At 38.0% G+C, this 26,664-nt stretch carries 24 protein-coding genes and 1 riboswitch; of the genes, 5 read left to right on the plus strand and 19 right to left on the minus strand.

Features of this window, described 5'->3' with window-relative positions; translation table 11 throughout:
• Positions 1–80: 80 nt before the first annotated feature.
• The 3 genes from EFD62_RS10000 to EFD62_RS10010 all read right to left on the minus strand — a co-directional run bounded on the left by EFD62_RS10000 (position 81) and on the right by EFD62_RS10010 (position 2,960).
• Positions 81–464 carry a hypothetical protein gene (locus tag EFD62_RS10000; protein WP_128706059.1) on the minus strand — a complete coding sequence of 128 codons (384 nt, stop codon included), beginning with the start codon at positions 462–464 and terminating at the stop codon, positions 81–83.
• A 53-nt stretch (positions 465–517) separates the two neighbouring features.
• The gene (locus EFD62_RS10005; protein ID WP_069195604.1) at positions 518–1,081 is read right to left on the minus strand and encodes a hypothetical protein; all 564 of its coding nucleotides are present in this window, start codon (positions 1,079–1,081) and stop codon (positions 518–520) included.
• A gap of 388 nt (positions 1,082–1,469) precedes the next feature.
• Positions 1,470–2,960 carry an Ig-like domain-containing protein gene (locus tag EFD62_RS10010; RefSeq protein WP_069195603.1) on the minus strand — a complete coding sequence of 497 codons (1,491 nt, stop codon included), beginning with the start codon at positions 2,958–2,960 and terminating at the stop codon, positions 1,470–1,472.
• Positions 2,961–3,656: 696 nt separating this feature from the next.
• On the opposite strand from EFD62_RS10010, the gene EFD62_RS10015 reads away from it, so the two are divergent.
• The 3 genes from EFD62_RS10015 to EFD62_RS10025 are packed head-to-tail and all read left to right on the plus strand — an operon-like array spanning position 3,657 to position 7,606.
• A complete protein-coding gene (locus EFD62_RS10015; RefSeq protein ID WP_069195602.1) occupies positions 3,657–5,297 on the plus strand; it encodes a peptide ABC transporter substrate-binding protein in 1,641 nt (546 codons plus the stop codon).
• Positions 5,298–5,352: 55 nt separating this feature from the next.
• Entirely contained in the window at positions 5,353–6,981 is a 1,629-nt protein-coding gene (locus tag EFD62_RS10020; RefSeq protein ID WP_069195601.1) for a sensor histidine kinase, read from the plus strand.
• Positions 6,959–7,606, plus strand: coding sequence for a response regulator transcription factor (locus EFD62_RS10025; RefSeq protein ID WP_069195600.1), 648 nt, complete (start codon positions 6,959–6,961; stop codon positions 7,604–7,606). The genes EFD62_RS10020 and EFD62_RS10025 overlap by 23 nt, the downstream gene beginning before the upstream one ends.
• Positions 7,607–7,719: 113 nt before the next feature.
• On the opposite strand, the gene EFD62_RS10030 is transcribed toward EFD62_RS10025, so the two are convergent.
• The 6 genes from EFD62_RS10030 to iadA all read right to left on the minus strand — a co-directional run bounded on the left by EFD62_RS10030 (position 7,720) and on the right by iadA (position 14,356).
• The gene (locus EFD62_RS10030; protein ID WP_069195599.1) at positions 7,720–8,457 is read right to left on the minus strand and encodes a DUF3784 domain-containing protein; all 738 of its coding nucleotides are present in this window, start codon (positions 8,455–8,457) and stop codon (positions 7,720–7,722) included.
• Between the two features lie 127 nt (positions 8,458–8,584).
• A complete protein-coding gene (folE, locus tag EFD62_RS10035; RefSeq protein WP_069195598.1) occupies positions 8,585–9,148 on the minus strand; it encodes a GTP cyclohydrolase I FolE in 564 nt (187 codons plus the stop codon).
• Between the two features lie 102 nt (positions 9,149–9,250).
• Positions 9,251–11,899: a cyanophycin synthetase gene (gene cphA, locus EFD62_RS10040; RefSeq protein WP_069195597.1), complete on the minus strand. Its 2,649-nt coding sequence runs from the start codon at positions 11,897–11,899 to the stop codon at positions 9,251–9,253.
• 27 nt (positions 11,900–11,926) lie between these two features.
• The gene (locus tag EFD62_RS10045) at positions 11,927–12,748 is read right to left on the minus strand and encodes a cyanophycinase (protein WP_128706060.1); all 822 of its coding nucleotides are present in this window, start codon (positions 12,746–12,748) and stop codon (positions 11,927–11,929) included.
• A 108-nt stretch (positions 12,749–12,856) separates the two neighbouring features.
• Positions 12,857–13,153, minus strand: a complete 297-nt coding sequence (locus EFD62_RS10050) for a hypothetical protein (protein WP_069195595.1) — start codon at positions 13,151–13,153, stop codon at positions 12,857–12,859.
• A gap of 36 nt (positions 13,154–13,189) precedes the next feature.
• The gene (gene iadA / locus EFD62_RS10055; protein WP_128706061.1) at positions 13,190–14,356 is read right to left on the minus strand and encodes a beta-aspartyl-peptidase; all 1,167 of its coding nucleotides are present in this window, start codon (positions 14,354–14,356) and stop codon (positions 13,190–13,192) included.
• A gap of 317 nt (positions 14,357–14,673) precedes the next feature.
• Between iadA and EFD62_RS10060 the strand changes: the two genes are divergently transcribed.
• Positions 14,674–15,318 (plus strand): LexA family protein, encoded by a 645-nt coding sequence (locus tag EFD62_RS10060; protein ID WP_235832629.1) that lies wholly within the window; start codon positions 14,674–14,676, stop codon positions 15,316–15,318.
• 94 nt (positions 15,319–15,412) lie between these two features.
• Here the strand turns inward: EFD62_RS10060 and leuB are convergent, their stop codons facing one another.
• From leuB to EFD62_RS10085, 5 genes are all read right to left on the minus strand, one after another.
• Complete coding sequence (gene leuB / locus EFD62_RS10065; RefSeq protein ID WP_069195593.1) at positions 15,413–16,495, minus strand: 3-isopropylmalate dehydrogenase; 1,083 nt, start codon at positions 16,493–16,495, stop codon at positions 15,413–15,415.
• 1 nt (position 16,496) lies between these two features.
• On the minus strand, positions 16,497–17,000 hold the full coding sequence (leuD, locus tag EFD62_RS10070; protein WP_069195592.1) for a 3-isopropylmalate dehydratase small subunit: 504 nt from the start codon (positions 16,998–17,000) through the stop codon (positions 16,497–16,499).
• Between the two features lie 54 nt (positions 17,001–17,054).
• Complete coding sequence (gene leuC, locus EFD62_RS10075; protein ID WP_128706062.1) at positions 17,055–18,314, minus strand: 3-isopropylmalate dehydratase large subunit; 1,260 nt, start codon at positions 18,312–18,314, stop codon at positions 17,055–17,057.
• Positions 18,315–18,451: 137 nt separating this feature from the next.
• Complete coding sequence (locus EFD62_RS10080; protein ID WP_069195590.1) at positions 18,452–19,351, minus strand: AraC family transcriptional regulator; 900 nt, start codon at positions 19,349–19,351, stop codon at positions 18,452–18,454.
• 45 nt (positions 19,352–19,396) lie between these two features.
• Positions 19,397–20,029, minus strand: coding sequence for a DUF2179 domain-containing protein (locus tag EFD62_RS10085; RefSeq protein ID WP_069195589.1), 633 nt, complete (start codon positions 20,027–20,029; stop codon positions 19,397–19,399).
• A 360-nt stretch (positions 20,030–20,389) separates the two neighbouring features.
• Between EFD62_RS10085 and EFD62_RS10090 the strand changes: the two genes are divergently transcribed.
• The gene (locus EFD62_RS10090) at positions 20,390–21,322 is read left to right on the plus strand and encodes an alpha/beta hydrolase (protein WP_128706063.1); all 933 of its coding nucleotides are present in this window, start codon (positions 20,390–20,392) and stop codon (positions 21,320–21,322) included.
• 6 nt (positions 21,323–21,328) lie between these two features.
• Here EFD62_RS10090 and EFD62_RS10095 read toward each other — a convergent pair whose 3' ends face one another.
• The 5 genes from EFD62_RS10095 to EFD62_RS10115 all read right to left on the minus strand — a co-directional run bounded on the left by EFD62_RS10095 (position 21,329) and on the right by EFD62_RS10115 (position 26,635).
• Entirely contained in the window at positions 21,329–22,282 is a 954-nt protein-coding gene (locus EFD62_RS10095) for a magnesium transporter CorA family protein (RefSeq protein WP_069195587.1), read from the minus strand.
• A 192-nt stretch (positions 22,283–22,474) separates the two neighbouring features.
• A riboswitch (M-box (ykoK) riboswitch) is annotated at positions 22,475–22,641 on the minus strand.
• Positions 22,642–22,746: 105 nt separating this feature from the next.
• Complete coding sequence (locus EFD62_RS10100) at positions 22,747–23,235, minus strand: flagellar protein FlgN (protein WP_069195586.1); 489 nt, start codon at positions 23,233–23,235, stop codon at positions 22,747–22,749.
• An 11-nt stretch (positions 23,236–23,246) separates the two neighbouring features.
• On the minus strand, positions 23,247–23,651 hold the full coding sequence (gene fliS / locus EFD62_RS10105) for a flagellar export chaperone FliS (protein ID WP_069195585.1): 405 nt from the start codon (positions 23,649–23,651) through the stop codon (positions 23,247–23,249).
• A 60-nt stretch (positions 23,652–23,711) separates the two neighbouring features.
• Positions 23,712–26,231 carry a flagellar filament capping protein FliD gene (fliD, locus tag EFD62_RS10110; RefSeq protein ID WP_069195584.1) on the minus strand — a complete coding sequence of 840 codons (2,520 nt, stop codon included), beginning with the start codon at positions 26,229–26,231 and terminating at the stop codon, positions 23,712–23,714.
• A 5-nt stretch (positions 26,232–26,236) separates the two neighbouring features.
• Positions 26,237–26,635: a flagellar protein FlaG gene (locus tag EFD62_RS10115; RefSeq protein ID WP_069195583.1), complete on the minus strand. Its 399-nt coding sequence runs from the start codon at positions 26,633–26,635 to the stop codon at positions 26,237–26,239.
• Between the last annotated feature and the right edge of the window lie 29 nt (positions 26,636–26,664).

Raw genomic sequence — 26,664 nt, forward strand, 5'->3', positions numbered from 1 at the left:
AACAATATATGGTCTGTATTGCCAAGTTTGCATACTCTTGTGCAGAAAAAGGGGTAAGTCTTGATGATGTAGTTGCCAAATTAGGGGTCGCTGCATAAAGTTTTACATTTTACTGCACAAGTCAAATAAAATAAATCAATATTTTTATCAAGTATAAACGAATCATGTTTGAGTATTATACTGTTTTTTCTAAGAACCCTGAATAATGTACTCAATGCAATATTAATTAACACACAACTGATTACTAAAACTATATATGTTATTTTTCTGTCAAAGATTTGAGAATTCATATTCAGAAAATATTTAAAGATAAATGACATAAAAACTCCGACTAGAAAAATTCCAATAATCTCCTTAAACGAAGTTAGTTTTATGATTTTTATTTCTCTTATATCTTCGCTTTTTTCTATCAGCTCATATTTAGGACCGAAAAATGGATTGGTAAAACCTCCAATATCACTCATATTTGCGCAACCCCCATAATTGATTTTAAAGTAATAATCCTGTCTTGGCAGTTCTATTTTATTGTAATGGGAATAGTCAAGTACCTACTAATGAACATTGCTAACGCATGGATATCTTCATAGTTTTCGTACTGACAAATAAACTTTTTGCCTCCATTAGAGGTTTTTATATATAACCTGTACAAATCATTCTCTGAGCTTAAGTGAAAAGTTCTTAAATGTATTCTCTTTATATCATCCAATGAAAATTCTTCTCTATTGTTTATTAATAATACATTCTTCTCTCTATTAAATTCATATATTTCACCACCGTAAATTACTTTTTTAAGCGAATCTTTTGAATTATATAATTCTAAAAATAAAATGGTAATGAAGTGAGAATAAATAATAGTTAAAAAAACGGTATATAATATTTGTTTGGAAGATATATGAATAATTTCCTCAATTCCATTAGTTCCATCTACAAATAATTGTATAAACCCAAAAACTAAAAATGCAATTGAGATTATAACCAATATGATAAAACCAAAAGTATAATTTACTCTGTCCGCCAGACCTTGCTTTATTCTTATCTTTCCTTTTTTGGGTTCATCCATTAGAATCTCGAATTTAGACACCTTCACGACCCCTCTCTATCTTGAAAATCGCTTTTGCTCATAACTTTTGGCGATCTTACTCCTCCTTTAATCTTCCTTCCTCAACATTTTAACTCAAAACATACTATTTGGAAAGTATTATGCAACACCCTGGACAAATATACCACTCAGAGCCTTTACGTAGGGTATCCATCAAGAAAAGGCCAATAAAGCAAGTGGTGCTTTTTGGAAAACCGCGTTCATAAGTATTGCAAGAGAAATAATAAAAGCTCGGAACATCGAGTCCCTTCGCTTTTGCCTCTTTCATTTCACTCCAAGAGGCTAAAACAAAAACTGGAATAAGCCTTGATTTCCAGCCCATTCCAGTTTATATATTAAAAAGATCTATTTAGCATCCCTGATTATAGTATTATTGTTGTTCATAGTCATCCGGTGTTGAATTGAAATTTACTACAATAATCATAAGATCCTTCATATTTATAGCGTTATCTTTGTCTAGGTCGTATTCCTCAATATACTTATCATCTCCTCTATAGGAATTCATCACTTTTAGTACCTGGAATACATCCTGCATATTTATAGCATTGTCTCCATTGAAATCACCCGCCCAAAGGATAATTGGAGACTCCTGGCTTGATATTTCCGTATCTTCCGTTAATACTAAATTATTAATATATCTACTCATGTAATAATTCTTCTTGATTTCCATTCTGTATCCTTCATCAAGCAAAGGAATGTCTTTAATCTCAAAGTATCCACTTTCATCAGTTTCGGCTTGCAGGATATTCTCCATAATGGAAGTCTGAGGGATTAATTCTACTATGAAACCTGATTTTATATATGGAGCTGCTTCAGATGAAAAACGGAAATCAGTTGATATATAACCTGAAAGCTTAACTCCTTCATCTGGCGTCGCGTTATCTACTTGGAATTTTGCTCCATATTCAATAATTCTCTCTCCAGAATCTCCTTCTATACTTACAGTAATACCCAACCATCCAACACCACTTATTTCCGACACAATTACTTCCCATGACGTACTATCAATTTTGTTAACAAGTATCGAACCATCTGCATTTCCTTCTTTTTTCAGTTCAATATTTGATTCATCTATTTCTATTTCTTTATTACTGCTAACTATATATGTTATCGGGCCATTTTTAGTCATATACTCAGAAGGTTCGCCTATTTCTATTTTTATAGACTCAGGAGGATTCAGTGTAAATGCACTGTATTGCTTATCCAGTATATTACCATTAGCATCATAAACCACTGCCCAAACATAGTATGTTCCTGCTTCAACCCCAGTCGTATTCCAAACTTCCAAAGGTTCACTTCCGCTATGTGGATAATTGCCATATATATGATCCTTTTCATCCAATGATGTTTTTACATAAAACTTAGTTGTACTATAGCCGCTTCCCGTTACACTTGCAGACAACGTTACTTTATCTCCAACTGTATAGCTACTGTTATTGACTGGTGCAGTTATTGTTACTTTTGCATTTGGTGCAGTTAGCTTTATTGTCCTACTATCTCGAGCAAGTTCATTTCCCTTGGCATCATATACTACTGCATAGATATAATATGTTGCCGCTGCACTTCCGGTTGTATTCCATGTATCCGACGGTGTACTTCCGGTCTTCGGGTTATTTCCATATACTTGTCCGGCTTGACTCGGTGATGTTTTTACAAAAAACTTGGTGGTTTTGTATCCGGTTCCCGATACTCTTGCAGATAGTGTAACACTTTGACCTACTGTATAGGTACTGCCGGCAGATGGTGATGTCATGCTCACCGACACACTTGCTGCAAAAGTATTTAAAGGTAATATTGATAATAGTATTGACAGTACCGTTATAATGGTACACAAAGAACATAATCTTACTTTATACTTCATTTTGTGCCCCCCATTTCTTTATAATTTATCGCCTCTGATTTTCATAAAAAACGTACTTATCGAATAATATCTACTTGCCCGTCTGCGAATTATAGAAATGGACTCATCCCAATAAGATGTATAAACTGCCAATCAGCCTGTTGATCCATTCTAAGCATTGTAAACCTTATGAACATTGATATCTGTAATTATATAATCTCCGTCTCTTCTGTTATTTTTATCGCTCTCTAATACCAAAATAAAGTAAAGTCAATTAAAAACTACACTCCCCTATTTCCTCGTACAAACTCCCCCCCCTTCCAGTCAATCTAATCTTTCAAATAGATAGAACATCAGTACTTTTTCTTAATCCCCCCTTTCTGTTAATTACACTTTCCAAAATACTAAATTTTCAAATTTATATGCGATTATTCAAGTGCGGACTTTTAGTCAAATTATATTTAAAGTTAAATTTATTTTGATTTTATTCCTATGATTTGCAGAGATGTTTTACAATTTCAGTATATAATATTTAAAATTATAAACAACATGTTTATTGTCATCAGAATCATTACACTTGTCATACGCTTTTGTCCGGATATTACAGATGTCATAATCTAAATCTTCTCAAAAAGGCAATAAAAATGTAAAATAAATTGCATTTGACTTAAAATATGGTATTATATTATTAAAAAAGGCGATTTCTGGGGGAAACGTATGAAAAACCATAATATTAATACTATAGTGAGGAAAAATGTCATAATTCTTATTTTGCTAATCACAGCTTTAACTTCAGGATGCTCACAAGAAGTTAAAGACGAACAGAATCTGGTGGTAGCAGTACAGCATGGAGTCACAACTCTAGATCCCGCATTCCTACGGTTGCTGAATGAGCAATATATAGCTTGTAATCTATGGGAGGGACTTGTAAGAAAGGATCTTGACGGTTCAATTGAACCAGGTATAGCGGAAAGTTGGAAAATATCTCAGGATGGCTTGATGTATACATTTAAACTAAGGAGAAATGCCCTTTGGAGTGATGGCAAACCTGTTACAGCATATGATTTTGAGTATGCATGGAAACGGGCTTTAGACCCTAGCAAAGATTCTGCTATTGTATTTATGATGTATTATCTTAGGAACGCTGAAGCTTACAATAAGAATAAATGCCAAAAAGATGATGTGGGAGTTAAGGCTATAGACGACTATACTCTCGAAGTTACACTCCAAAATCCCACACCATACTTTCTGGAAATACTTAATTACCATACTTATTACCCCGTAAGACAGGATATCATCGAAGAAGACCCAAACTCATGGTATAGAAAGCCATATATGATGGTGAGTAATGGACCTTTCTGCTTAGAGGAGTGGGAAGAAAATAAGCAGATTAAAGCAAAAAAAAATCCCCATTATTGGGATAGGGATAGTGTAAAACTTAATTCCATTAAATTTCTTATAGAAAGAATTGAGGATGAAGCAATATGGACAAGATATACCGAAGGAAAGATAGACTTTGGGTATGTAATTCCAAAAATAGTGAACATTGCAGATGAAATTGCCTCAAAAAAGAATAACGTGAATGTCGATAATTCGCTGACAACTACTTACCTATGTATTAATTCCAAAAAAGAGCCTTTTAACGATATAAGGGTTAGACAAGCTTTAGAACTTGCCCTTAACAGAAACCACATTGTGAAACAACGTGAAAGAACTGAAGAAGTAGCTACAGGATTTGTTCCCCATGGCATACCCGATGTAGAGCCAGGTAGCGATTTCAGGTCGATGGGTGGAGAATATATGAGCAAAGAGTTTACTGAGGAGAATGTAAATAAGGCCAAAAAACTGCTTAGGGAAGCTGGATATGACGATTTAAGTAAATTCCCAACAATTGTAATACTAACTAGAGGCTCCATTTTATCTAGTTATATTGAAGAATCTTGGGAAAATAATCTTGGAATTAATGTAGAACTGGATGTATGTAAAGATGTATTATTCGCTCAAAAAAAGGACAATCAAGAATTTGACATTATAATCAATAGCTGGATTGCAGACCTTGCTGATCCAATAAACTTTTTAGGGTTTTTGGCTAGTGAGAATGCCTTTAAAGGTTTACTTCCATCTCAGTATTACGATTTTGTAAATAGCTCGACCCAAACCGCTGATAATACTATTAGAATTGAACTTTTGCATGAGGCGGAAAAAACATTAATGGACTCTTACACTGTGATTCCTCTATTTTTTGATAAGGACGCTTATTATGTTCAGCCTTATGTAAAAGATTATTTAAAAACACCTTTAGCAGAAATTTATTTTAGAAATGCCTATATAGAAAAAAAAGACAGTACAAAAAAATAGTCAATCAATAATTGCTTAAAAAAAACCGAATAGAGTAACTCAATAGGGGAATATAATGAAAAAATTTATTGAAGCCAATAATAGTTTATTAATTAGAAATTTAATAGTGCTGTTATTTATTCTATTGAATGTGGCTTTCGTCTTTATTTCAATAATAATAACTAACAATAGGTTTGAAGTTCTTTTAGAACAAAGCATGACTCAACAGCTGGCAGTTGTAGAAGATTTTTTCAGATATCCGGAAAACATAATCAATATTTTGTCTCAAAACAAAGATTTGTCTATGTATGAAGAAAAGGATAGATTTTTGCGGGCTGATATATTGTCATTGTTTGAATCGGTTATTGTTCCTGATTCTAGAATAAGTAATATATACTATGTTCCAATGGACAAGGAAGTCATTTCATACAAGTTTATCGACTCTAATACTGATTTAACTGATAAAAGCTGGTTTAAAAAAGCATTGGAGGCAAAGACACCATTTACCTGGGTTTCACATAAAAGTGATTTTACCAATGATGACGTCATCAGCTGCTTGAAGAAGGTAGTAGATAAATATAATAATCCTATAGGTGTAATAGGGCTTGATATTGAATTGTTTAAACTATCCAAATTAGTTAAAGATGTAAAGATAGCTAATAATGGGTATTTTATGATACTGGATGCTGAAAATAAAATCATAGCTACTCCAGATAATAAGTACCTTGGACATAGTATCCAAGATAATAACCTTAATAATGCAATCAATAATTATAGTAAAAGAAGCTTTATATCAAAAATATCCGGACAGAAAAGTAAATGCATTGTATACCAGCTTGAAGAACTTCCGTGGAAAATTATCAATACAATTCCTGCCAGTGAAATTACCTACAGCATAATAAGTTATGTATTTTTGTTTTTTTTCTTTAGTATGGCCAGTCTAGTAATAGCTTTTATGATGTATTCAAAGAATAGAATAACTGAAAATTCGAACAGAGAGCTTAAAAATGCCAATGAAAAGTTAAAGGAGTATGCATCTACCGTAGAGGAAATTGCAGTTCTAAGGGAACGAAATCGTTTAGCCAGAGACGTACATGATACTCTCGGTCAAACCCTTAGCATACTAATAACACTCCTGCAGTTAAGTTTGATGTCGTGCAAAAAAGACATTAAAGAAACTGAAGAAAATCTGAAGAATGCAATTAAAATTACCGGACAAGGTTTAAATGAGGTAAGGCGGTCAATTTCAGGTTTAGTTCCGGAGAAGTTGGAGCAAAATAATTTATTTGATGCTTTAGAAAAGCTTATCAATGATTTCGAGTGTTTGGGAATGAAGGTCGAGCTTTCGGTAAATAAGTTTGACAAAAGTGTAGATACAGAGTACAAAGAAACAATATACAGAATCTGCCAAGAAGCCCTTACAAATTCGGTTAAACACGGAAGAGCAACCAAAGCCACCATAATAATTAAATTTACCGATAGTTGCATAAAGCTTTTTATTTTTGATGATGGAATAGGATGTAAGAGAAAATCTGAAGGAAAAGGATTTGGCCTTCAGGGAATGAAGCAAAGGGTTCAAAAACTCAAAGGAGAAATTAAATTTGGTTCCGGCGATCAGAATGGCTTCAACATTCATGTTGAAATACCCATAGAAAAATCCGAACAGGGGAGCGTGAGTGTATATGATAAAAGTTGTGTTAGTTGACGACCAACCAATATTTAGGGAAGGGATTAAAAAGCTTCTTGAGCAGGATAAAGAAATTAGAGTTGTCGGATGTGCGGGAAACGGTAGAGCAGCTTTAAAACTATGCGAGCAGTTTCTTCCCCATGTAGTATTAATGGATGTGGAGATGCCAATATGTGATGGAGTAGAAGGAACCCGGCTAATAAAAACCCAGTGCAAAAATACAAAAGTTATCATCCTAACAGTATTTAATGATGATGAAAAAATACAGAGCGCATTAAATTATGGGGCTGATGGATATATACTAAAAGATATAGATCAAGAGAAACTTATTCTAACCGTCAAAGGTGTAGCTGCCGGGTTGGGAGTTATGCACAAGGACACATATAACAATGTTGTGAAGAAGGCAAATTCTTGTTCGAAGATATCAATAATTGAAAATAAGGGTTTAAAAGTATACTTATCCGATAGAGAGCTAAGTATCATAAGACTTATTGTTGATGGCAAGAGCACAAATGAGATGGCCCAAATTGTCCATCTCACCGAGGGGAGTGTAAGAAATATAGTTTCCGGGATTCTAAAAAAACTTGATCTTAAGGATAGGACTCAATTAGGCATCCTTGCTGTTAAGAACGATCTTGTATAAAGCTTTGAATTACTCTGAGCGATGCCCGAATCCTTGTGCAATGGCGGTTCTTCAACAAAGGACCGTAATGTTCATTTAGCGCTTCGGGCAAAGCCGGCGTTATACTCCCCCACTTATTCTATTTGCTTTAAAATTTCCCTGAAAATCTCCTGGGTTTCGTCTCTGTCATTCATATTAAAAATAGTAACACCGTCATCGGTTTCAATATAAATGAAGGGAGGATTTTTGGTATTAACAAGCAATTTCACTGAACCCAGTTCTTTCGTCCTAAAATGCCCCTTTAATTTTGAACCTAGAGCTGACCCATTAGTACGTACTTCAATAGTTGGCAATTCTTCCTTCAGACTGACATTCTCAATGGATTGCCATGTGTAAGCTTCCCCATACATACCATGGATTTGTATACCTTCTTCAAGAAAACTTACCTTTGTTGGCTGAAATGAAAAATACATTACAATAGAAACAAAGATTAATGTCACAACACAAATAACCCCAGGCAGCACAAGTTGCTTCCATGCACCCTTTCTAAGCTTTCCATTCTCGTCATAAATATTCCCGTCATACTTTTGAGCCTTAATCAACAAATAAACTGTTGAGATGATAAAAAACACAATAACCGGAAGCAAGATTATTTCTAGCCCCAAAACATAAAACACACCGGCTGCAATAGATATACCACCGTTGACATAGGAGTATATACCTATCAGGCGTCCAAGACCTTCTGTATCTACATTTGCCTTTTTCTTTTTGGGCATAGTGTTATAGCCCGAGATTAGAAAATGCCACTTAAATACGTGAATCGCCAGCCCCATAGCAATAAATAGCACCCCGACTAGTATAAAAGCCCACATAACAGACCTCCCACTAATAATTTTCACAGCATATAGAACAATGCATATATTTTTCAATATCTAAAAGCAATGTAAAATCTTTATTGAAAAATACATGGATGAGCAAAGAGGAAACCTCCCCTTTGACTCATCTTCCGTTTATGAGAGCCATAACCTCTGCCCTGGTTCGGGCATCAGTCTTAATAATACCCCTAAGTGCCGAAGTTACAGTTTTTGAACCGGGCTTTTTTATTCCCCTCATCGTCATGCATAAGTGTTCAGCCTCTACCACCACTGCCACTCCCAAAGGATTTATAGACTCCATTATTACATTGGCAACTTCGCTGCCAAGTCTCTCCTGAAGCTGCGGCTTCTTGGCGATAAGGTCAACTATTCTGGCAAGCTTGCTAAGTCCCATAATTCTGCCCTTCTTCGGAATATAAACCACATGTGCCACTCCTACAAAGGGAAGAAGATGATGCTCGCAAACCGAGTAGATGGGAATATCCTTCACCATTACCATCTCCTCATGACTTTCCTCCTGAAACACCTTTACCACCGACTTTGGATCCTGATGAAGTCCGGCAAATATTTCTTCACACATCCTTGCCACCCGGTCCGGAGTCTCCAGCACCCCTTCGCGGTCGGGATCTTCTCCGATTCCAATCAATATTTCCCTCACGGCTGCTTTTATACGTTCTTTATCTATCATGGCAATACCTCTTTCTATTTATTGTAATTTAGCAGTTGTTTATCCTTTCATTACTTTTCTTTATAACATTATACTTCATAAATAGAAAAAGGACAAAACCTTTTATCCCACGCTCTGAATTACGGCCCCAGTGGTCACAGTATTCTCTGCAAGCTCATTGCGAATCCGTTCCACTACCTCTACCGATCTTTCAAAGTCTTCATAAAACATAACTATAAAATCTCCGGGCTCTGCATCCATAATTGCCTTTTCAAGAGCTCTATCTTCAGAATAGACTATTTCTACATTTTCCTTTTTGCTTCCATTGCTAATAACTGCATCGTAGAAAATTGCAGCCACCTCTCCCGGCTCTCTTCCTCTTAGATCATTATCTTCCTTTATATAAATTTTAGAGAAATACTTACTGCATATTTCTCCTGCCTTGTATATGCTGGAATCATCCCTGTCACCTGGCATGCCTATAATTCCCACAAGCCTTTTTGCATCAATTCTGTCCAAAAACTTCATGACCTCACTGTATCCTGCCGGGTTATGGCTGTAATCAAGCATTACCTTGAAATTGCCCATATCCATAATATTAAATCTTCCCGGATTTGATTCCACATCCGGTCTAAAGGTTGCCAGCCCCTCCCGAATGGACTCAACAGAAAGGTTTAAGCCATACAATGCAGAAGCGGCTGCAAGGGAGTTTTCAATATTGCATTCAACTATTCCTCCGTAGGTTATGGGAATTTCACTGACATTCATAAGGGCCATGGAACTTTTACCATTGAAAATAAAAATTGAATCTTCCTCTACATACAACGCCTTTTTGCCTTTTTGCATATGCTCCCGGACAATGGGATTATTGCTTTTCTTCGAAAATAAGATAATATCACTTTTTGCTCTCTCCATAAAATACCGTACGAACCTGTCATCGGCATTCAATACAGAATATCCTTCAGACTTCACCGCCTCAATTACCAACGATTTTGCAAATGCCAGATCCTCAAGAGTATTCATTCCATCAATGCCAATATGATCTTCTGCGATATTAGTTATAACTCCTACATCGGCAAGGTCATATCCGAGGCCTTTTCTTACAATTCCTCCTCTCGCAGTCTCCAACACCGCAACTTCAACTTCTTTCGATGACAATACCATTCCAGCACTTGTCGGTCCTGTGTTGTCTCCCCTTAGCACACACTCATCGCCAATATACACACCGCTGGTAGATGTCATTCCGACCTTTTTTCCCAAACAAGTAAGAGTATGCCTGATCAACCGCGTAGTGGTTGTCTTTCCGTTGGTCCCCGTAACCGATACAATGGGAATTGAGTGGGGATATGTTTCCGGAAACATCATATCCAGTATATCTCCCGCTACATTTTTAGCCTTTCCCTCCGATGGGAACATATGCATCCTAAGTCCTGGTGCCGCGTTTATTTCAATTACAGCACCATCATTGTCATATATTGGAGTGGATATATCTTCAGTAGTTATATCCACTCCTGCGATATCAAGCCCGATAATTTGGGCCGCTCTAACTGCTATATCTGCATTATATGGATGTATCTCATCGGTGCATTCTCTAGCAGTCCCTCCTGTGCTGAGGTTTCCATTGTATCTTAGATATATTCTTTCGCCGAAAGGAGGAATGTGATCCTTGTCGATATCCTGATCCTTCAAAACCTTTAGTGCTGCAGCATCCAATTTGATTTTTGTAAGAGGTCTCTCATGATCATCTCCTCTTAAGTTACTGGAATTCTCAATTTCAATAAGCTCCTTCACCGTATGGATGCCATCCCCCAGTATAAAAGGAGGTCTTCTTTCGGAAACTGCCGCAACCCTATTTCCAATTACCAGAACTCGGTAGTCTTTACCTTTTACATATTTCTCCACCAGTATCACTCTTGAATATTTTTTAGCTTCATTATACGCAGTCTCTATCTCCTGTTCATTTTTGACATTCAGAGTAACTCCTTTCCCCTGATTGCTGTCCACCGGCTTTATTACAACCGGGAATCCTATCTCTCGTGCTATTTGCAAAGCACCTTCAAAGCTATAAGCCGTATCTCCGTCCGGGACAGGAATTTTGCTTTCCATCAAAAGACGTTTTGTGAGCTGCTTATTTCCTGCTATATCAACATTGATACAGCTCGGAAGGTCCGTCAAAGAAGCCTGAATGACCCGAGAATATTTGCCGTATCCCAGCCTTAGAATACTGCCGTTTCCTATCCTCATAACAGGTATTCCCCTCTTTTGGGCCTCTTCATAAATAGCTTTTGTACTCGGCCCCATCTCCGTCTCCACTGCAATAGACCTTAAATTATTTATAATTGGTTCAGTATCAACCTCTTTGTTGTCTGTCAGCCTTGAAACAATGTTTACTGCCGACCTTGCACACTCAACCGCACACTTTTCGTTTTTATATTCAAACACTACGTCGTACAGTGATGGTTCCTCAACAACCCGTGTTTTGCCGTAATTTACCTCATATCCCAATATATTTTGAAGCTCTATAATCAAATGCTCCGTCACATGACCGATATATGTTTCTTCCTTCAGGCGTTCTACAAATCCACCCTCAAATCCCAAGGAGCAATAATGCTTTTTTAATCCGGGAAACAAAGCAAGGAGTCTGTCGTTGAAATTTCCCAAGTCCTTTGTAGGTGATTTGTACAATTCCCCTATATCCAACGTTATCTTAATAACTGGCTTATGACTGTGAATATTTCTTCCTGTAAAGCACTGAATACTTTGTATTTGCACTTTCCTTCCTCCTAAATAAACACGCAATTAAATTTTTCTATTAGCAACACGTATTACTTCTCTTTTTTTCATATCAAATCCATAGCCACAGGGCAAAACATGCATCGTTACTCCGGAAATTGCCAGTATCTCATCAGGATTCAACTCAGATACATTAGAGCTCTTTATAGTGCTGCCGTCAATCACTGTGACGGCATTACTTCCCAATACTTCAAAATGGGCGTCAGGATATACTCTTATAGCTGTATCCTCGTCTATGCCTATTCCCAGCATAAAGGGGTTCTCTGCCACACCGCAAAGGAGTCTTCCAATTCTGCCCCTTTGATCAAAATGCTGATCAATTATAGCTTCTTCAAGAAGCCCCAGTCCCGGAGCCATTTTCATTGTGCATTTTCTTGCCGGCTCATTATCTTTTCCTTCTACTACCATTGTATTGCTCATGACAGAGGCTCCTGCGCTTGTCCCAACAATCACCACACCTTTTGCATAAACCTCATGCAGAGCTTGGTATGCCTTTGTCCCTCCCAGAATGCTTGTTATTCTGAGCTGATCTCCTCCGGTAAAGAAAATCCCTCCGGAATTTTTAATCCTGTCGGCATTCTCGTCCAAGTTTGCCTCATTCCGCGAATTTATATTCAATACATCAATATCCTTTAATCCGAGTGTTTCAAATACTTGTCTGTAGTTGTTTCCGACCTCTTGAGGCTTTTGGGTGGCTGTAGTCAATACCACCAAGCCGCCTTTCTTTTCCCTGACGATGTCAGCAACATGCTTTAATATAGTCTTTTTTCCGACTTTGTCCTCCGCACCGCCAATTATAATCAAATTTCCCCTTACTTTCTCACCCATTATTTCCTCCAATACTTTCAAATAAACTATTTGATTCAAATTCCGTCGCAAATGTCATCAATAAAAAAGCAAGGCTTTTATATTATACCCTTGCTCTTTTATTACGGACTATATGCCTAGATAGCGTCTGGCATAGTTCATTATTACTCCACTGAATATAAGACCTATACCCATGAGGATAATACTTGACACTATTAAAGGCAGTCCGGCCCTGCTTCCGTTTTTGGTTGCCAGTATACCCGTTATTACTCCTACAACTCCAAAAATAAACGGATATATGAACAAGGATAACAAAGCCGAAATCCATCCTATTGCCAGCAAGACTATATTGCCTCTGGCACTCGTCTTATGAGCATTTATTCTTTCCATAACATCACCCAAGTTAGTATTTGCATGTTTCAATATGGATATTCATTATCCCATGCTTTTTACATTGCGAAGCTATTTCTTTTCATACCGTCCCTTTTTGCACACCCTCCCATTATCCACAAACTGCTCACCGTTTACAAATACCTTGTCTATCTTAAGGCCTTCTTTTCTCAGGACAAGTATATCCGCATCGCTTCCCGGTCTTATAACACCCTTTTTCGGATAGAGCTTCAGTACCTTTGCCACATTCACCGTGACGGTTTTAAGGACCTGCTCCATACTCAATTCATTAATCAGAATACTGTTTCTTATGTCATCAATAAACTGGTCTGTACTGCCAACCCCAAGCTCATTCCCGTCCTTTGCCGGAATGCTGCCATTGGCATCCGATGACACAGTAACCCTGTCCATGTTTATACCGGTATCTGAAAGAAGTTTTAGTGCATCCGGCACCGTATACCCAGTCTCAATGGTCTCTCCTGCCGTTAAGTCTACGTTTCCGCCCTTCTTGGCATATTCTATTGCCTGGGAAAACAAGGGCCTGTTTCTGTTTAAATGGGTAGGCACAAACATCTCCATGGGAAAATCAGAATTCTCTACAAACTCAATAACAGGCTCAAGTCCCTTTTTCCCATCGCCCACATGTATATGAACAACTCCAGCCTTTTTCCCAATCAACCCTCCAATTCGGGCTTCACTGGAAATGGCCCTGAGGGCATCCAACGAAGGGTGGGAGGACCTGTGGTCCGAAACAGCTATTTCACCAACCCCAATAATCTTATCCACCAAAGCTATATCGGACATGACACTTTCTGTAAGGGTGGCTGTAGGAACTCTATAGCTTCCGGTATATATATAGGTATTCAGCCCTTCTTCTTCCAGTGCCCTTGCCTTTGCCAAAAGGTTTGATATGCTTCTGGTTATGCTGTCAGCCCCCAATACTCCTACGACTGTTGTAATCCCTGCGTTCAAGCATTGAGACAGCATAATTTCGGGTATTCTACTTCCGGGCCCTTCCTCTCCACCGCCTCCTATAATATGAATATGCTGGTCAATAAAACCGGGGCATACTATTCTTTCACTGCAATCTACAATCTGAAGTTCAGGAATAACCGATTCATCTATATGGTTTTCCACCTTATATATTCTATTCTGAACTACCAAAATATCCTTTTTTCCGACAAATTTCGGAGCATAGCATATGCCGTTTTTTAAGAGCTTAAATATTTTCTTTTCCATTATCCAAAAGCCTTTTCTGCATGTTTTTAAAGGTATAATATGCAATTTTATTGAGAAAATACTTAATTTTTATTTGAAAATTATTCATATGGGCAAAATTTTTTGTCGAAAAGTTAACACGTATTCGACATTTTTTCATATTATTGCCTGCAATTCTATTAATTAAAGTTGATATATTGATTTATATTTGCTAAACTAGTTTTAATGTTTTATGTAAATCATATTGCTTTCTTGTTTCCCTCCTTTTTTTGGAGGGTATAACTTGAAAAGAGGGTACCATATGGTACAGCGTGTTTAAATAATATAAGTGTAAAAGGATGGTCAATGTGTCTTCAGATTTTAATTTCTTAACCTCAAAACAAAAAAAGGTATACATGGTAATTGAGTCTTTCATTAAGTCCAAAGGTATACCTCCTACCGTAAGAGAAATCGGAGAACTGGTAGGTGAAAAAACGCCCGGTGCAGTACAGGGAATACTTAACCGTTTAGAGCAAAAAGGAGTCATCAAAAGAGAGGTAGGTATGGCAAGATCCATACAGCTTGTTAATAACAACTCCCAATATGCACCCCACGTATATTTACCGCAAATTAAAAAAGTAACCCAGCGCAATGTTAATGATTTGCTTAACATCTACAATATTATCAATTATGTTCCGGTCCCTTCCAGCCTGTTTCAGGAAGGAAGCGATTGCTTTGTAATTAATTGCCCGGACAACAGCCTCTTAGAAAGTGGAATAAGGTACGAGGATACGCTTGTAATAAACAGAAATTACGAATTAAAAGACGGCGATATCGTTTTGGTATTGTATGAAACTCATGTCCTTTTAAGATACTACACCCATCATGAAAATCCTGATTTAGTCATTTTAAAGGCTGACAGTGAACTGCTGGGTAAAGAAGTATTCGACAGGAATGAAGTTACAATAATCGGAAAATTAGTCGGTAAATATACCCAATATTGAAATTCTTGCATAGTATAAAGGGTCTAAATAAGTTATTTAGACTCTTTATACTATAGCATCTCCGTTCAAAGAAATTTTCTAGTTACTTCCAGACTTACTTTAACTTTGAGATTATTAATCTGCCCATTTCCTTGGTGCCAACTACATTAGCAGTATCTGCAGAAGCAATATCCGCTGTCCTGTATCCCATGTCAAGCACACTTATCACAGCATTTTCAATAGCATCAGAAACCTCTCCAAGTCCAAAGGAGTACTTCATCATCATAGCTACCGACAATATCGTAGCAATAGGGTTTGCCTTATCCTGTCCTGCTATATCCGGTGCAGAACCATGTATCGGTTCATACAATCCCAAAGAACCTTCTCCAAGACTTGCCGAAGGAAGCATTCCTATTGATCCGGTAATCATGGATGCCTCATCGGAGAGAATGTCTCCAAACATATTTGATGTAACTATAACATCAAACTGTGCAGGATTTCTTACCAGCTGCATAGCGGCATTGTCCACATACATATGATTAAGCTCCACTTCAGGATAGTCCTTAGACACCCTTATAACTACTTCTCTCCAAAGTCTTGAGCTCTCCAGTACATTGGCCTTATCCACGGACATTAGCTTTTTATTTCTCTTCATGGCTGTCTCAAACGCCAGTCGTGCAATTCTTTCTATCTCAAACTCACTGTACTTTTCTGTATCAAACGCGGCTTGACCCATATTTTCTGTCTGTACTCTTCCTCTTTCTCCGAAGTACATACCGCCGGTAAGCTCCCTTACCACCATTATGTCAATACCGTCTTTTACGATATCGGAACGCAAAGGCGATGCACCTTTTAAGGCCTGATAGATAACCGCAGGTCTTAAGTTTGCATATAATCCCAAGGCTCCGCGTATACCAAGAAGACCGGCCTCAGGCCTTTTGTCTCCCGGGAGATTGTCCCACTTCGGTCCTCCTACTGCCCCTAACAGGACTGCATCAGAAGACTTACAAAGCTCTAGTGTCTCTTTGGGAAAGGGTTCCCCAGTGGAATCAATGGCACACCCTCCCAGCAAGCCCTCTTTTAATTCAAAACTATGGTTGTATTTCTCACCAACAGCTTCAATTACCTTTATCGCCTGTTCAATAACTTCCGGTCCTATACCATCCCCCGGAAGTACTGCTATATTATACTTCCCCATATTATGCCTCCTTGTTTCCCTGCTGTTTCTTAATATATCCAATCAGTCCGTCGGCAGCTATTATTTCCTGCATAAATTCCGGGAAAGGAACTCCCACATATTCCTTGTTCTTTGTCACATTCACAATCTTTCCGGTATCAAAATCAATACTTACCGTATCGCCATCGGATATATCCATGGCAGCTTCAGGACACTCAATAATCGGAAGTCCAATATTTATCGAATTCCTATAAAAAATTCTTGCAAAGGTCTCGGCAATAACGCAGGATATTCCCGATGCCTTAATGGCAATAGGTGCATGCTCCCTGGAGGATCCGCATCCGAAGTTTTTGCCTCCAACCATAATATCTCCCTTTTGAACCTTTGATACAAATTCCGTATCAATATCTTCCATGCAGTGCTTTGCAAGCTCATTAGGGTCTGAAGTATTTAAATACCTTGCAGGTATGATTACGTCCGTATCCACATTATCGCCGTATTTTATTGCTTTTCCCTGTGCTTTCATTTTGCCACGCTCCTTTATCTCAACATATTCTACTCTCTGCTACATAGTTTAGACTTATATTTCCTCCGGTGAACCTATCTTACCTAAAACAGCCGATGCTGCCGCTATAGCCGGACCTGCCAGATAAATCTCACTCTCGGGATGTCCCATCCTGCCTACAAAGTTTCTGTTGGTGGTTGCCACGGCTCTTTCTCCCTTTGCAAGAATACCCATATGGCCTCCAAGACATGGTCCGCAGGTAGGAGTACTTACTGCAGCTCCCGCATCAATAAATATATCAAACAGTCCTTCGCTCATCGCCTGCTTCCATATTTTCTGCGTGGCAGGAATGATTATACATCTCACATCCTCATGCACCTTTCTGCCCTTGAGGACTTCTGAGGCCACTCGCAAATCCTCAATTCTTCCGTTGGTACATGAACCTATTACCACCTGATCGATTTTGACGTCACCCACATTGTCAATGGTTCTTGTATTGGACGGCAAGTGTGGAAACGCAACTGTAGGCTTTACCTGCGAAAGGTCAATCTCATAGGTGGCCACATATTCTGCGTCATCATCCGCCTTGTATACCTTGTACGGCTTTGTGGAATGTTCTTTTACATACTCAATGGTTTTTTCGTCAACTTCAAAAATCCCGTTCTTTCCTCCTGCCTCAATAGCCATATTTGCCATTGCAAACCTGTCATCCATTGAGAGGTGGGATACGCCATCCCCTGTGAACTCCATGGAGCGGTACAGAGCACCATCCACCCCTATCATGCCAATTATGTGAAGAATTACATCCTTACCGCCTACCCATTTTCCCGGCTTTCCTTTCAATACAAATTTGATAGCCTCAGGCACCTTGAACCATGCTTCTCCGGTTGCCATTCCCGCTGCCATATCCGTACTTCCTATTCCTGTAGAGAAAGCTCCTAAAGCTCCATAGGTACATGTATGAGAATCGGCACCAATCACCACATCTCCCGGTACTACAAGTCCCTTTTCCGGAAGCAGAGCATGCTCCACACCCATTTGTCCTACTTCAAAGAAATTCACTATTCCCTTTTCCTTTGCAAACTCCCTGATATACTTGACCTGTTCCGCGGACTTAATGTCCTTGTTTGGTGTAAAGTGATCCGGAACAATTGCTATTTTATTTACATCAAACACCTTGTCGACACCAATCTTTTTAAATTCATTCACAGCTACAGGCGTTGTTATATCATTTCCTAAAACCATATCAAGCTTTGCCTTTATGAGCTGGCCCGCCACAACCTTATCAAGTCCTGCGTGATCTGCAAGTATTTTCTGCGTCATAGTCATTCCCATAATCTACTACCTCCTTTGAAATATGATAAGCGGAATTTCATTGATGTCTTCTTCTCCCTTACCATATAATAATACTAATTATAAGTCATCTTAATTTCATTTTCTTCCTGTTATTTATCCTAATTCCCCGACTATTTTTAATGTTTTTTGACTTGTACATTCTTTCGGTACTGAAGTGGTGTGAGCTTTACATACTTTTTGAAAATATCATTGAACCTTTGCTGATTGGAAAATCCGACACTCAGAGCAATGTCGCTTATCCTGCTGTCCGTATCCTTGAGAAGCTCCTTTGCCCTTTCTACCCTGACTTGTAACAGGTAATTTATCGGACTTATGCCCATCTCCTCCTTAAATGCTCGGGTAAAGTAACTCGTGCTTAGAAAAACATACCGTGCTATGTCCTTAAGGGAAATATCCCTCTCATAATTATTGTTTATATAGTTCACAGAAGCCTGTATAAGCTCCTTGAGCTTTGGGCTCTTGTTCTTTATGCTGTTTTCCCATTCCATCTTTAAGGCACGGGAAATAAGCACAAAGAGCTCCATAACCAGAAGATAGTTAATTAATTCACTTCCTATATCAGGATTCTCCTTTTCTTTGAGTATCCTGTTTAGAAGTACTATAATGTCATTCTTCTGGCTGACCTTTAGGGTTATAAAAGCTCCTGTTTCCTTGCTGCTCACAAAATCCAAAAAGTTCTCCAGCGACACATCGGAATACTGACCGTCAAACCTGTTTACAAATTTGAAGCTCAAAACTATAAACTCGCATCCCGATTCGGACTTTACAATAAATTTGTGGGGCTGGTTGGGCTTTATAATAATAATGTCATTAGGACCAATCTCAGCAGGGTAGCCTGCTATTTCAAAAACCGCATGGCCCCTTTTTATATATACCATCTCAAAGCATTCATGAATGTTGGGCTCCATATGCCAACTGGTATCATGAAACCTCTCTATGGTCTTCACTATGACCGGAATAAAAGTTGATGAACTGAGAAGACTCTCCCATGCCTTTGGAAGAATATTATTATCCAATTTCCCCACCCCCACTAGCTTTTAAAATCAGGTATTAACAGTATCCTACTTCATCTTCTTGTTGAGTCCGGACATTCTGTGAATCCGAAACAGGTTAAAAATACTAGTCCTATCACCACTTGACGTGCCTGATCTAAAAATACCCTGACTGACTTTTCTGGCATCCTCAATTGAATAAAAGGCTTTTGAATTGCATCCCTCTATTATTCGAATCACTTCCTGCAATTCCTTGCGTTTAATAACTGTATAAATTATTTTTACATCACCATTTTTACCCTCAGCATCGACAACTGTAACACCGAATCCGGAATTTGCAAGCTGTTCTTTAAGTTCAAATTCGTTTTTATCAACGATAGTCCTTACAACAAGAGTTCCTATAGCAAGCTTTTCTTCAATAATAATTCCCACATAGGTACCTGTTGCAAAACCCGCTGCATAAGCAAAATAACATACAAAATTGCTTAGGTTCTGCATGACCTGACTTATTGCCACAATCCATACCAGTACTTCAAAAAAACCCAGAATCGGAGCTAGATGCTTCTTGCCCCTTGAAACAAATATAATACGGATAGTTCCTATAGTAACGTCGATAATTCTTGAGCAAAATATAAGCAAGGGAAGGACAAACCAACTAAACAGTTCAGGGCTAATTAATTTCGCTATATTAATCTCTATCATCCTCTCAACTTTATATTACATATAATTCTATCTTATATGCGACATAGAGGTCAACAATCTATTACTTCCAGAACAAACTCCGAGGTATAACGAAGCAATAGATGTCTTCTTAATTATAGTTCAAAATTATAGTTCAAAAATAAAATTTGTTTTTTGTATAATTAAAATATATAATAAAAGTAAATGAATATATAAATTAATAATACTAATAAAACAATAATAGATGTACTACATACGCACAATGCTCCTAGTTTAGTGTTCCAATACCTATATGATTCAGTATATCTTCTTACTTGATAATATATCCTTTTCGATATCTAAACATAAGACGAAAAGCAAAAGATTTTGGAGGAAAAGTCTATGAGAATTACCGTTTTGACTTATTCACGCCGAAAAAGTCATTTGATAAAAAAATTTATATTTCTCATTATTTTGCTAGCATTAATTTCCACCGCGACAATTTCGGCTCTCTCAGCTTTTGCAGGGTGGAACCTAATTCATCCTGAAAGATTAAGCATTTTGGACTTTTCCGCCAATATTGTGCCTTCCTATAACGATGTCTCTTTCAAGGACATAAACGGAAATCTTACATTGAAGGGATGGTACTTTAATGTAACCGGAAGCAATAAGACCATAATTCTTGCCCATGGATACGGAAAAAACAGAATGCATTTCGGTGAAGAAACCATACATCTTATAAAAAGTCTTCTTGATAAAGGATATAATGTGCTTGCCTTTGATTTTAGAAACTGCGGCGAATCCGAGGGAGATATAACTACCTTCGGGGTTTATGAAAAGGATGACCTGCTCGGCGCGATTCAATACGTAAAAGGCAAAGGCTCGGAAACTATAGTGCTTATGGGCTTTTCGACGGGTGCATCAACATGTATCCTGGCTACCGCCGATAGCAATGACGTTGATGCAGTAATAGCAGAAAGCCCCTATTCTGATCTAAACACTTACTTTGAGCAAAACATAAATAGCTTGAGTGGACTTCCGGCATTACCATTTAATAAACCCACAACACTTGCAACATTCCTCCTATCGGGTATTGATCCTGACGAGGCCAGTCCGGTAAAGGCCGTACAGGCTATTAACCCAAGACCGATACTTCTAATCCACAGTAAGGATGACAGCAAAGTGCCGGTTGAGAACAGCCGTTCAATATACAAAGCATCCGCTTCCTCCACAATTACATTCTGGGAAACAAGCGGCGCCGAGCATGAAGAAATATATCTGGCCAATCCCAAAGAGTATGTCAAAAGGGTGACAGACTTTCTTGAAAAGCTGTAATATGCCTTAAAACATGTCTTTTTTGTAAAGGAATATTCCTGCAACAACAGAAATAACCGCCGAAACCCCAAGTATCCCCCAAAAGGCGTAGGGAGTATTGGACTCCAAACCAAAGGGAAGTTGTACGTTCATCCCAAAGAAACTGGCTACCATGGTGGGTATAGCCATTATTATGGTTATCGATGTCAAGAATTTCATCACAACATTTAGGTTATTTGATATTATTGAAGCAAATGTGTCCATTGTCCCACTCAAAATAGAGCTGTAAATATTAGCCATTTCAATGGCCTGCTTGTTTTCTATAATTACATCCTCAAGAAGATCCTGATCTTCTTCATAGAGTTTTATATACTTGCCTCTCAGTAGCTTTTCCATAACTACCTCATTTGATTTTAATGACGTAGTAAAAAACACAAGGCTTTTTTCTAATTCCAGCAGCTTGAAAAGCTCTTTGTTTTGGAGAGACTTATGCAATGAAGTCTCTGCTTCATAAGATCTTTTGTCAATATGCCTTAAGTACTTTAGAAAATCCTTTGCAATCAAAAATAAAATCTGGAGCGTAAACCTTGTCTTCTTAAAAGTAAAATAGTCTTTTACCTTTTTGCTCTTAAAGTTTTGAATCAAAAAAGTATCCTTGCTGCATATGGTAATAAAATAGTCATCCAATATGATAATACCTAAAGGTATAGTCTCATACTTTATATTTTTTTGTTTTTCGTCTTCATATACGTATGGAACGTCAACGACTACCAGAGTTTGGTTATCCTCTACGTCTATTCTTGGTTTTTCCTCTTCGTCAAGAGGGTCTCTCAGAAAATTGGAATATATATCAAGGCTGCTTTCAATAAAGTTCAATTCCTGCTCCGTAGGAGATACAATGTTTATCCAGCACCCTTTTTCAAAAGTATCGATTTTAACGGGGAATTGTTCTGTATCGTAGGATTTATATATTTCTATCACCGTAAATCATTCCTTTCATTTCACATAAAGAGACAAAAAAACAGAAGTTTTTATATTTTCTACTATTGTTACAAATAAAAGCTCGCAACATCGAGTCCCTTCGCTTTTGCCTCTCCCATTCCATTCCAAGAGGCCAAAACAAAAAACTTCCAGACGAGTGGAAGTTATATAACATATTAAAGTATAATTTTAATATATCTTTCCCTCGTTGAGCTTTAGCACTATACAGCTTAGGTTAATAAGCCAGCTGCGTTAAACAAAACCTTAATCCGGTAGTGCTTGTTAACCCATTGGCGTCTTTCGACGTTTCCGGGCAGCAGCGTCTTTCTGTATAGGAGCCTCACCTAACAAAGATATTCAATTGCCACTAATATTATATTCAATAGAGTATACTAATGTCAACCGTCAACATAATTTATATGAAATCAAAATAAAAACCCCGGAAATAATCCGAGGCTTTTGAACTACTTCTTTTTATCAATAAAGTACGAAGGCGGACTTAACGAAGCAACTGGGCTATAGGCAGAGCTTACTCTTCTGCCTTCTCTTATTTCTCTTATTTTGGCTCCAAGATTATCCAAAAGGCTGTTTGCCTTTTCTTTATTCTGCTTCTCGATTTCGCTTATTTCTGTCAGCAGATCCATTATCCTGCAAATGAGCTCCTGCAGCTCCTTCACACCCTTTATGCCTAGTGCCCCAGCTTCTTCTAAACTCTTGACACCAAGCTTTTGCTTAAATGCTGCAAAACATGCATTGAACTCTTCATCTGCACTGTTGATTTCATCAATTTTAGTCTGCTTTTCATTAATAAGCTTCCGTAGCCCATCCATGCCCTCTTCGCTTATCGACTCAGTCTGAGCCTTGGTCAGAGAAACCATGTCCTTAAGATAATTAATCTTTTTTTCAGATATTTCAGTAAGTCTTTGAATATACCCTTCAGGAGTATTGTTCATTAAAATCTCTCCTATTTAGCCACTTGAGCTGTTCTTGAATTTTGTTGCCTTGCAATTTTCATTGCCTGTTCCCATGTGTCCCGAAGTTCCTTTGCAAAGCCCAGTACTTCTTCAACAATCGCGCTGTCCTTCTTAATATTTGCATCCAAAAGTCTTCTGTACATATAATCATACAAAAGCTCCAGCTGATGCGAAATATCATATTTCATATCCAGCGTACAGCGGAATTCTGAAATAATATCCTGAGCCTTTATAATGCTTTTGCTTGCCTTCTCAATATTATTATCATTTATGGCCATTTGAGCCTGCATCAAAAACTTTATAAGGCCATTATACAGCATTAATGTCAGATCTTCAGGAGACGCAGTATACACTGAATTCTCCTTATACTGATCATATGCATTTTTTAATGCCATTAAAATCCCTCCAAGGTTTATAGTATTAACCCATATGTTCTGTTTATTTGTATCAATAAATTATGATGAAGATCCTCCAAATTGCTGCGATAACCATGCTGACTGGCTTTCCATCGAGCCCAGCAATTGCTCCATTGCTGCAAACTTGCTGTAGTAGTATTCCTCCTTTTCATAGAGTTTCGCCAGCATTTTGTCGATCAAGGTGTCCTTTGCCTTAATTTCATTCACCAATAGATTGTCATATTCTGTCATATCCCCCACCAGTCCGGCTTTTTCAAGCAAGATACCTTTCTGGCCGTTTGAATTTCTTGTTATTCTTATATTGTCTTGGAGTATATCATTAATTCTCTGCGCAATCCCTGATTCATTATATCTTGTTGACCTTTTTCCCGAATCATTTATAGATTCACTGTATGTATATTGTGAACTCTGGGTAAAAAGCTGAACCACAGCATCAAAATTATCATTCAGAGCAGCCTTAAGCTTTGTCTCATCTATAACAAGTTTGCCCTTTTCCTGATATGTTCCTGTTGTAATCCCTATTTGGTAAAGGCTTAGCGAGCTTCCTTCCACCTTGTCATATAAAGCTCTCCTAAGATTTGTTACAATATTCTCCAATATACTGTCGTTTCTGAGTAAACCGGATTTGGCCTTTTCTTCCCATTTCTTTATCTCATCCTCACTCATTGCCCTCTTTTGGTCATCTGTAAGAGGTGGGTACTTCCTGTCTCTTTCTTCTGTGAGCACAGAGTTGATTTTCCCAATCATTTCATTATAGCTGTTTACAAAATTCTTTATATTATTAACAACAGCATCCATATCTGCATTAACGTCAATCGTCACAGCTTCGGTAGAAATTCCCTTAAGAGAGTAGGTAACTCCGTCTATAGTAAATTCATTGGTACTTCGTTTCATGCCTTCAACCCCGTCCAGGGAAAACTCGGCATCTGTACCGGCAGTATAGGTTCCACCCACCAGTCCCATGGCTCTAAGCACTCCATTTGAAGGGTCTGTATCAGTGATTGATATCGTTGAAGCCGCCCCTTGGGTCTTCGATTCCATAATAAATCTGTCATTTAGGGAATCATAGCTTACCTTGACCCCTGCATTGCTGGAATTAATAGCATTGATTACATCATTCACTGTAGCATTGGCATAAGTCTTGCCCACATCTATGGTTATATCGTTTATGGTAAAGGTAATATTAGCATTCGGATCTGCCACATTCAAATCATTTTTGAAGTTTTCCTTAAAGGAGTCAAGCTTTGCCGACAAAGATATCTTATTGCTCTTGTTGTCCTCGGCAGCAAACCCCAGCTTCTCCAGTCCGTCTTCGGGACCCTTTTTAAATATCAGCTTATCTGTTCCGCTGCTTGAAAAAACCAGCTTGTTGCTTGAAGGATCCTTCGTTACGTTTACAGTACCACCCAACTGGGTCTGAAGGTACGATGCCAGTTCATCCAAATCACTATAGTCCTTATCTATTTCAATAGTTTTGTCAACTCCATTAACATTTATAATAAAGGTCTTGCCCTTTTCATTTCCGCTTAAGTCTATAGCACTCGAACTTGTTGCAGTTATAGTCGAACCATTGGAAAATCCCAGCTTATCCAGCACATTCTTGGAGTCTCCGGAAGTTAACTTCACTGCCTCTCCCGAAATAGTTGTAAAGCTTAGTTTGCTTCCATCATTGCTCACATGTATTTTACCGCTAAGCTCTGAATTACCGTCAATAGCTTGCTGAATTTTGGCAGTAAGATCATCTATATCAGTTGCGTCGGAAATATTTATAGTCTGTGCCTCGCCGCTTCCAACTGTTATTTTAAAGCTGCCATTGGTGTATAATGAATAATCGGAGTTTACATCCGAGTTTCCTGTAATATAGTTTTTCTGTCCATTTGAAAAACCTAATGATGAAATGTAATTATTTGTCGGTTCACTTATACTTAACGTACTACCATTGATAAGGGTTTTAAACTCTATGTTGCCCCCTGTTGTCACAACATCGATTTTTCCTGAACCGAAAGCTTTTGCCAACGCCGATTCAAGTTTCGTTTCAAGGTCATCGATATCGGCATAATCTTCCAGAGATATTTTCTTCGTTACTCCGTCCAAGGTAACATTTAATTCTCTGCCCTGAAGGGAAAAGCTACTTACTGTATTGCTTCCTTTAATACCGTCAACCAATCCCGATGTGCCTACAATTTTTGCTGCGGATGCCAAGGAGCTCACTGTTATGGTGTGGGACTTAGAAGCTGCTCCCGCATTAGCAGTTGCTGTAACGGCGGATTCCTTGCTTGAATTTATTTTATAGGATGCAAAGGCACTTGTAGAGGTAAAATTTGTTGCAGGCTTCAAGACATTGAAATACTCATCTGTAATACTTCTCAATTTACTTATTACGTCTCTATATGTATCCCGCTTCCACTCCAATATCTGCCTTTCCTGCTTTATCTTGTCAACCTTTGCATTTTCAATACTCATAAGTTGCTTTATAATACTGTCAGTATCAAGACCTGAAGACATACCTGTCAATCTCACTCTGCTATTAATCAAATTCGAAAGTCCATTAACCGCCATTCACCTCAACCCCTCTCATCCACTATGATTCCCGCCATCTCCAACATTGCCGCCACCATATCCAGTATTTTTTCCGGCGGTATCTCCCTTATAACCTCCTGAGTTTCCGAATCAATAACTTTCACCATGATTTCTTTGCTTTTTTCGTGTATAGAAAACTCTAGTTGTGTATGGTTACCGGTTATTGCCTTATTCGCTTTCTCAATTGCCTCTATAATCGTCTTCTCCGACAAATTCTTTTCGTTTTTTTCACGTTCCGCTAAAGATGCATCTCCGTATACTTTCTTTGTATTCGATGCTTCTTTAGCGAGATTGTTACCGGAATTTATGGTATTAGTCCGATGGTCATTGTTCCGCATTCCCGAAATCTGTAAGCTCGCAGCATCCATGCTTTGAATCTTCATAAAAATCCCTCCGTGAATCTTTCTTATTA

This window comes from Acetivibrio mesophilus, assembly GCF_004102745.1.
Classification (GTDB): domain Bacteria; phylum Bacillota; class Clostridia; order Acetivibrionales; family Acetivibrionaceae; genus Hungateiclostridium; species Hungateiclostridium mesophilum.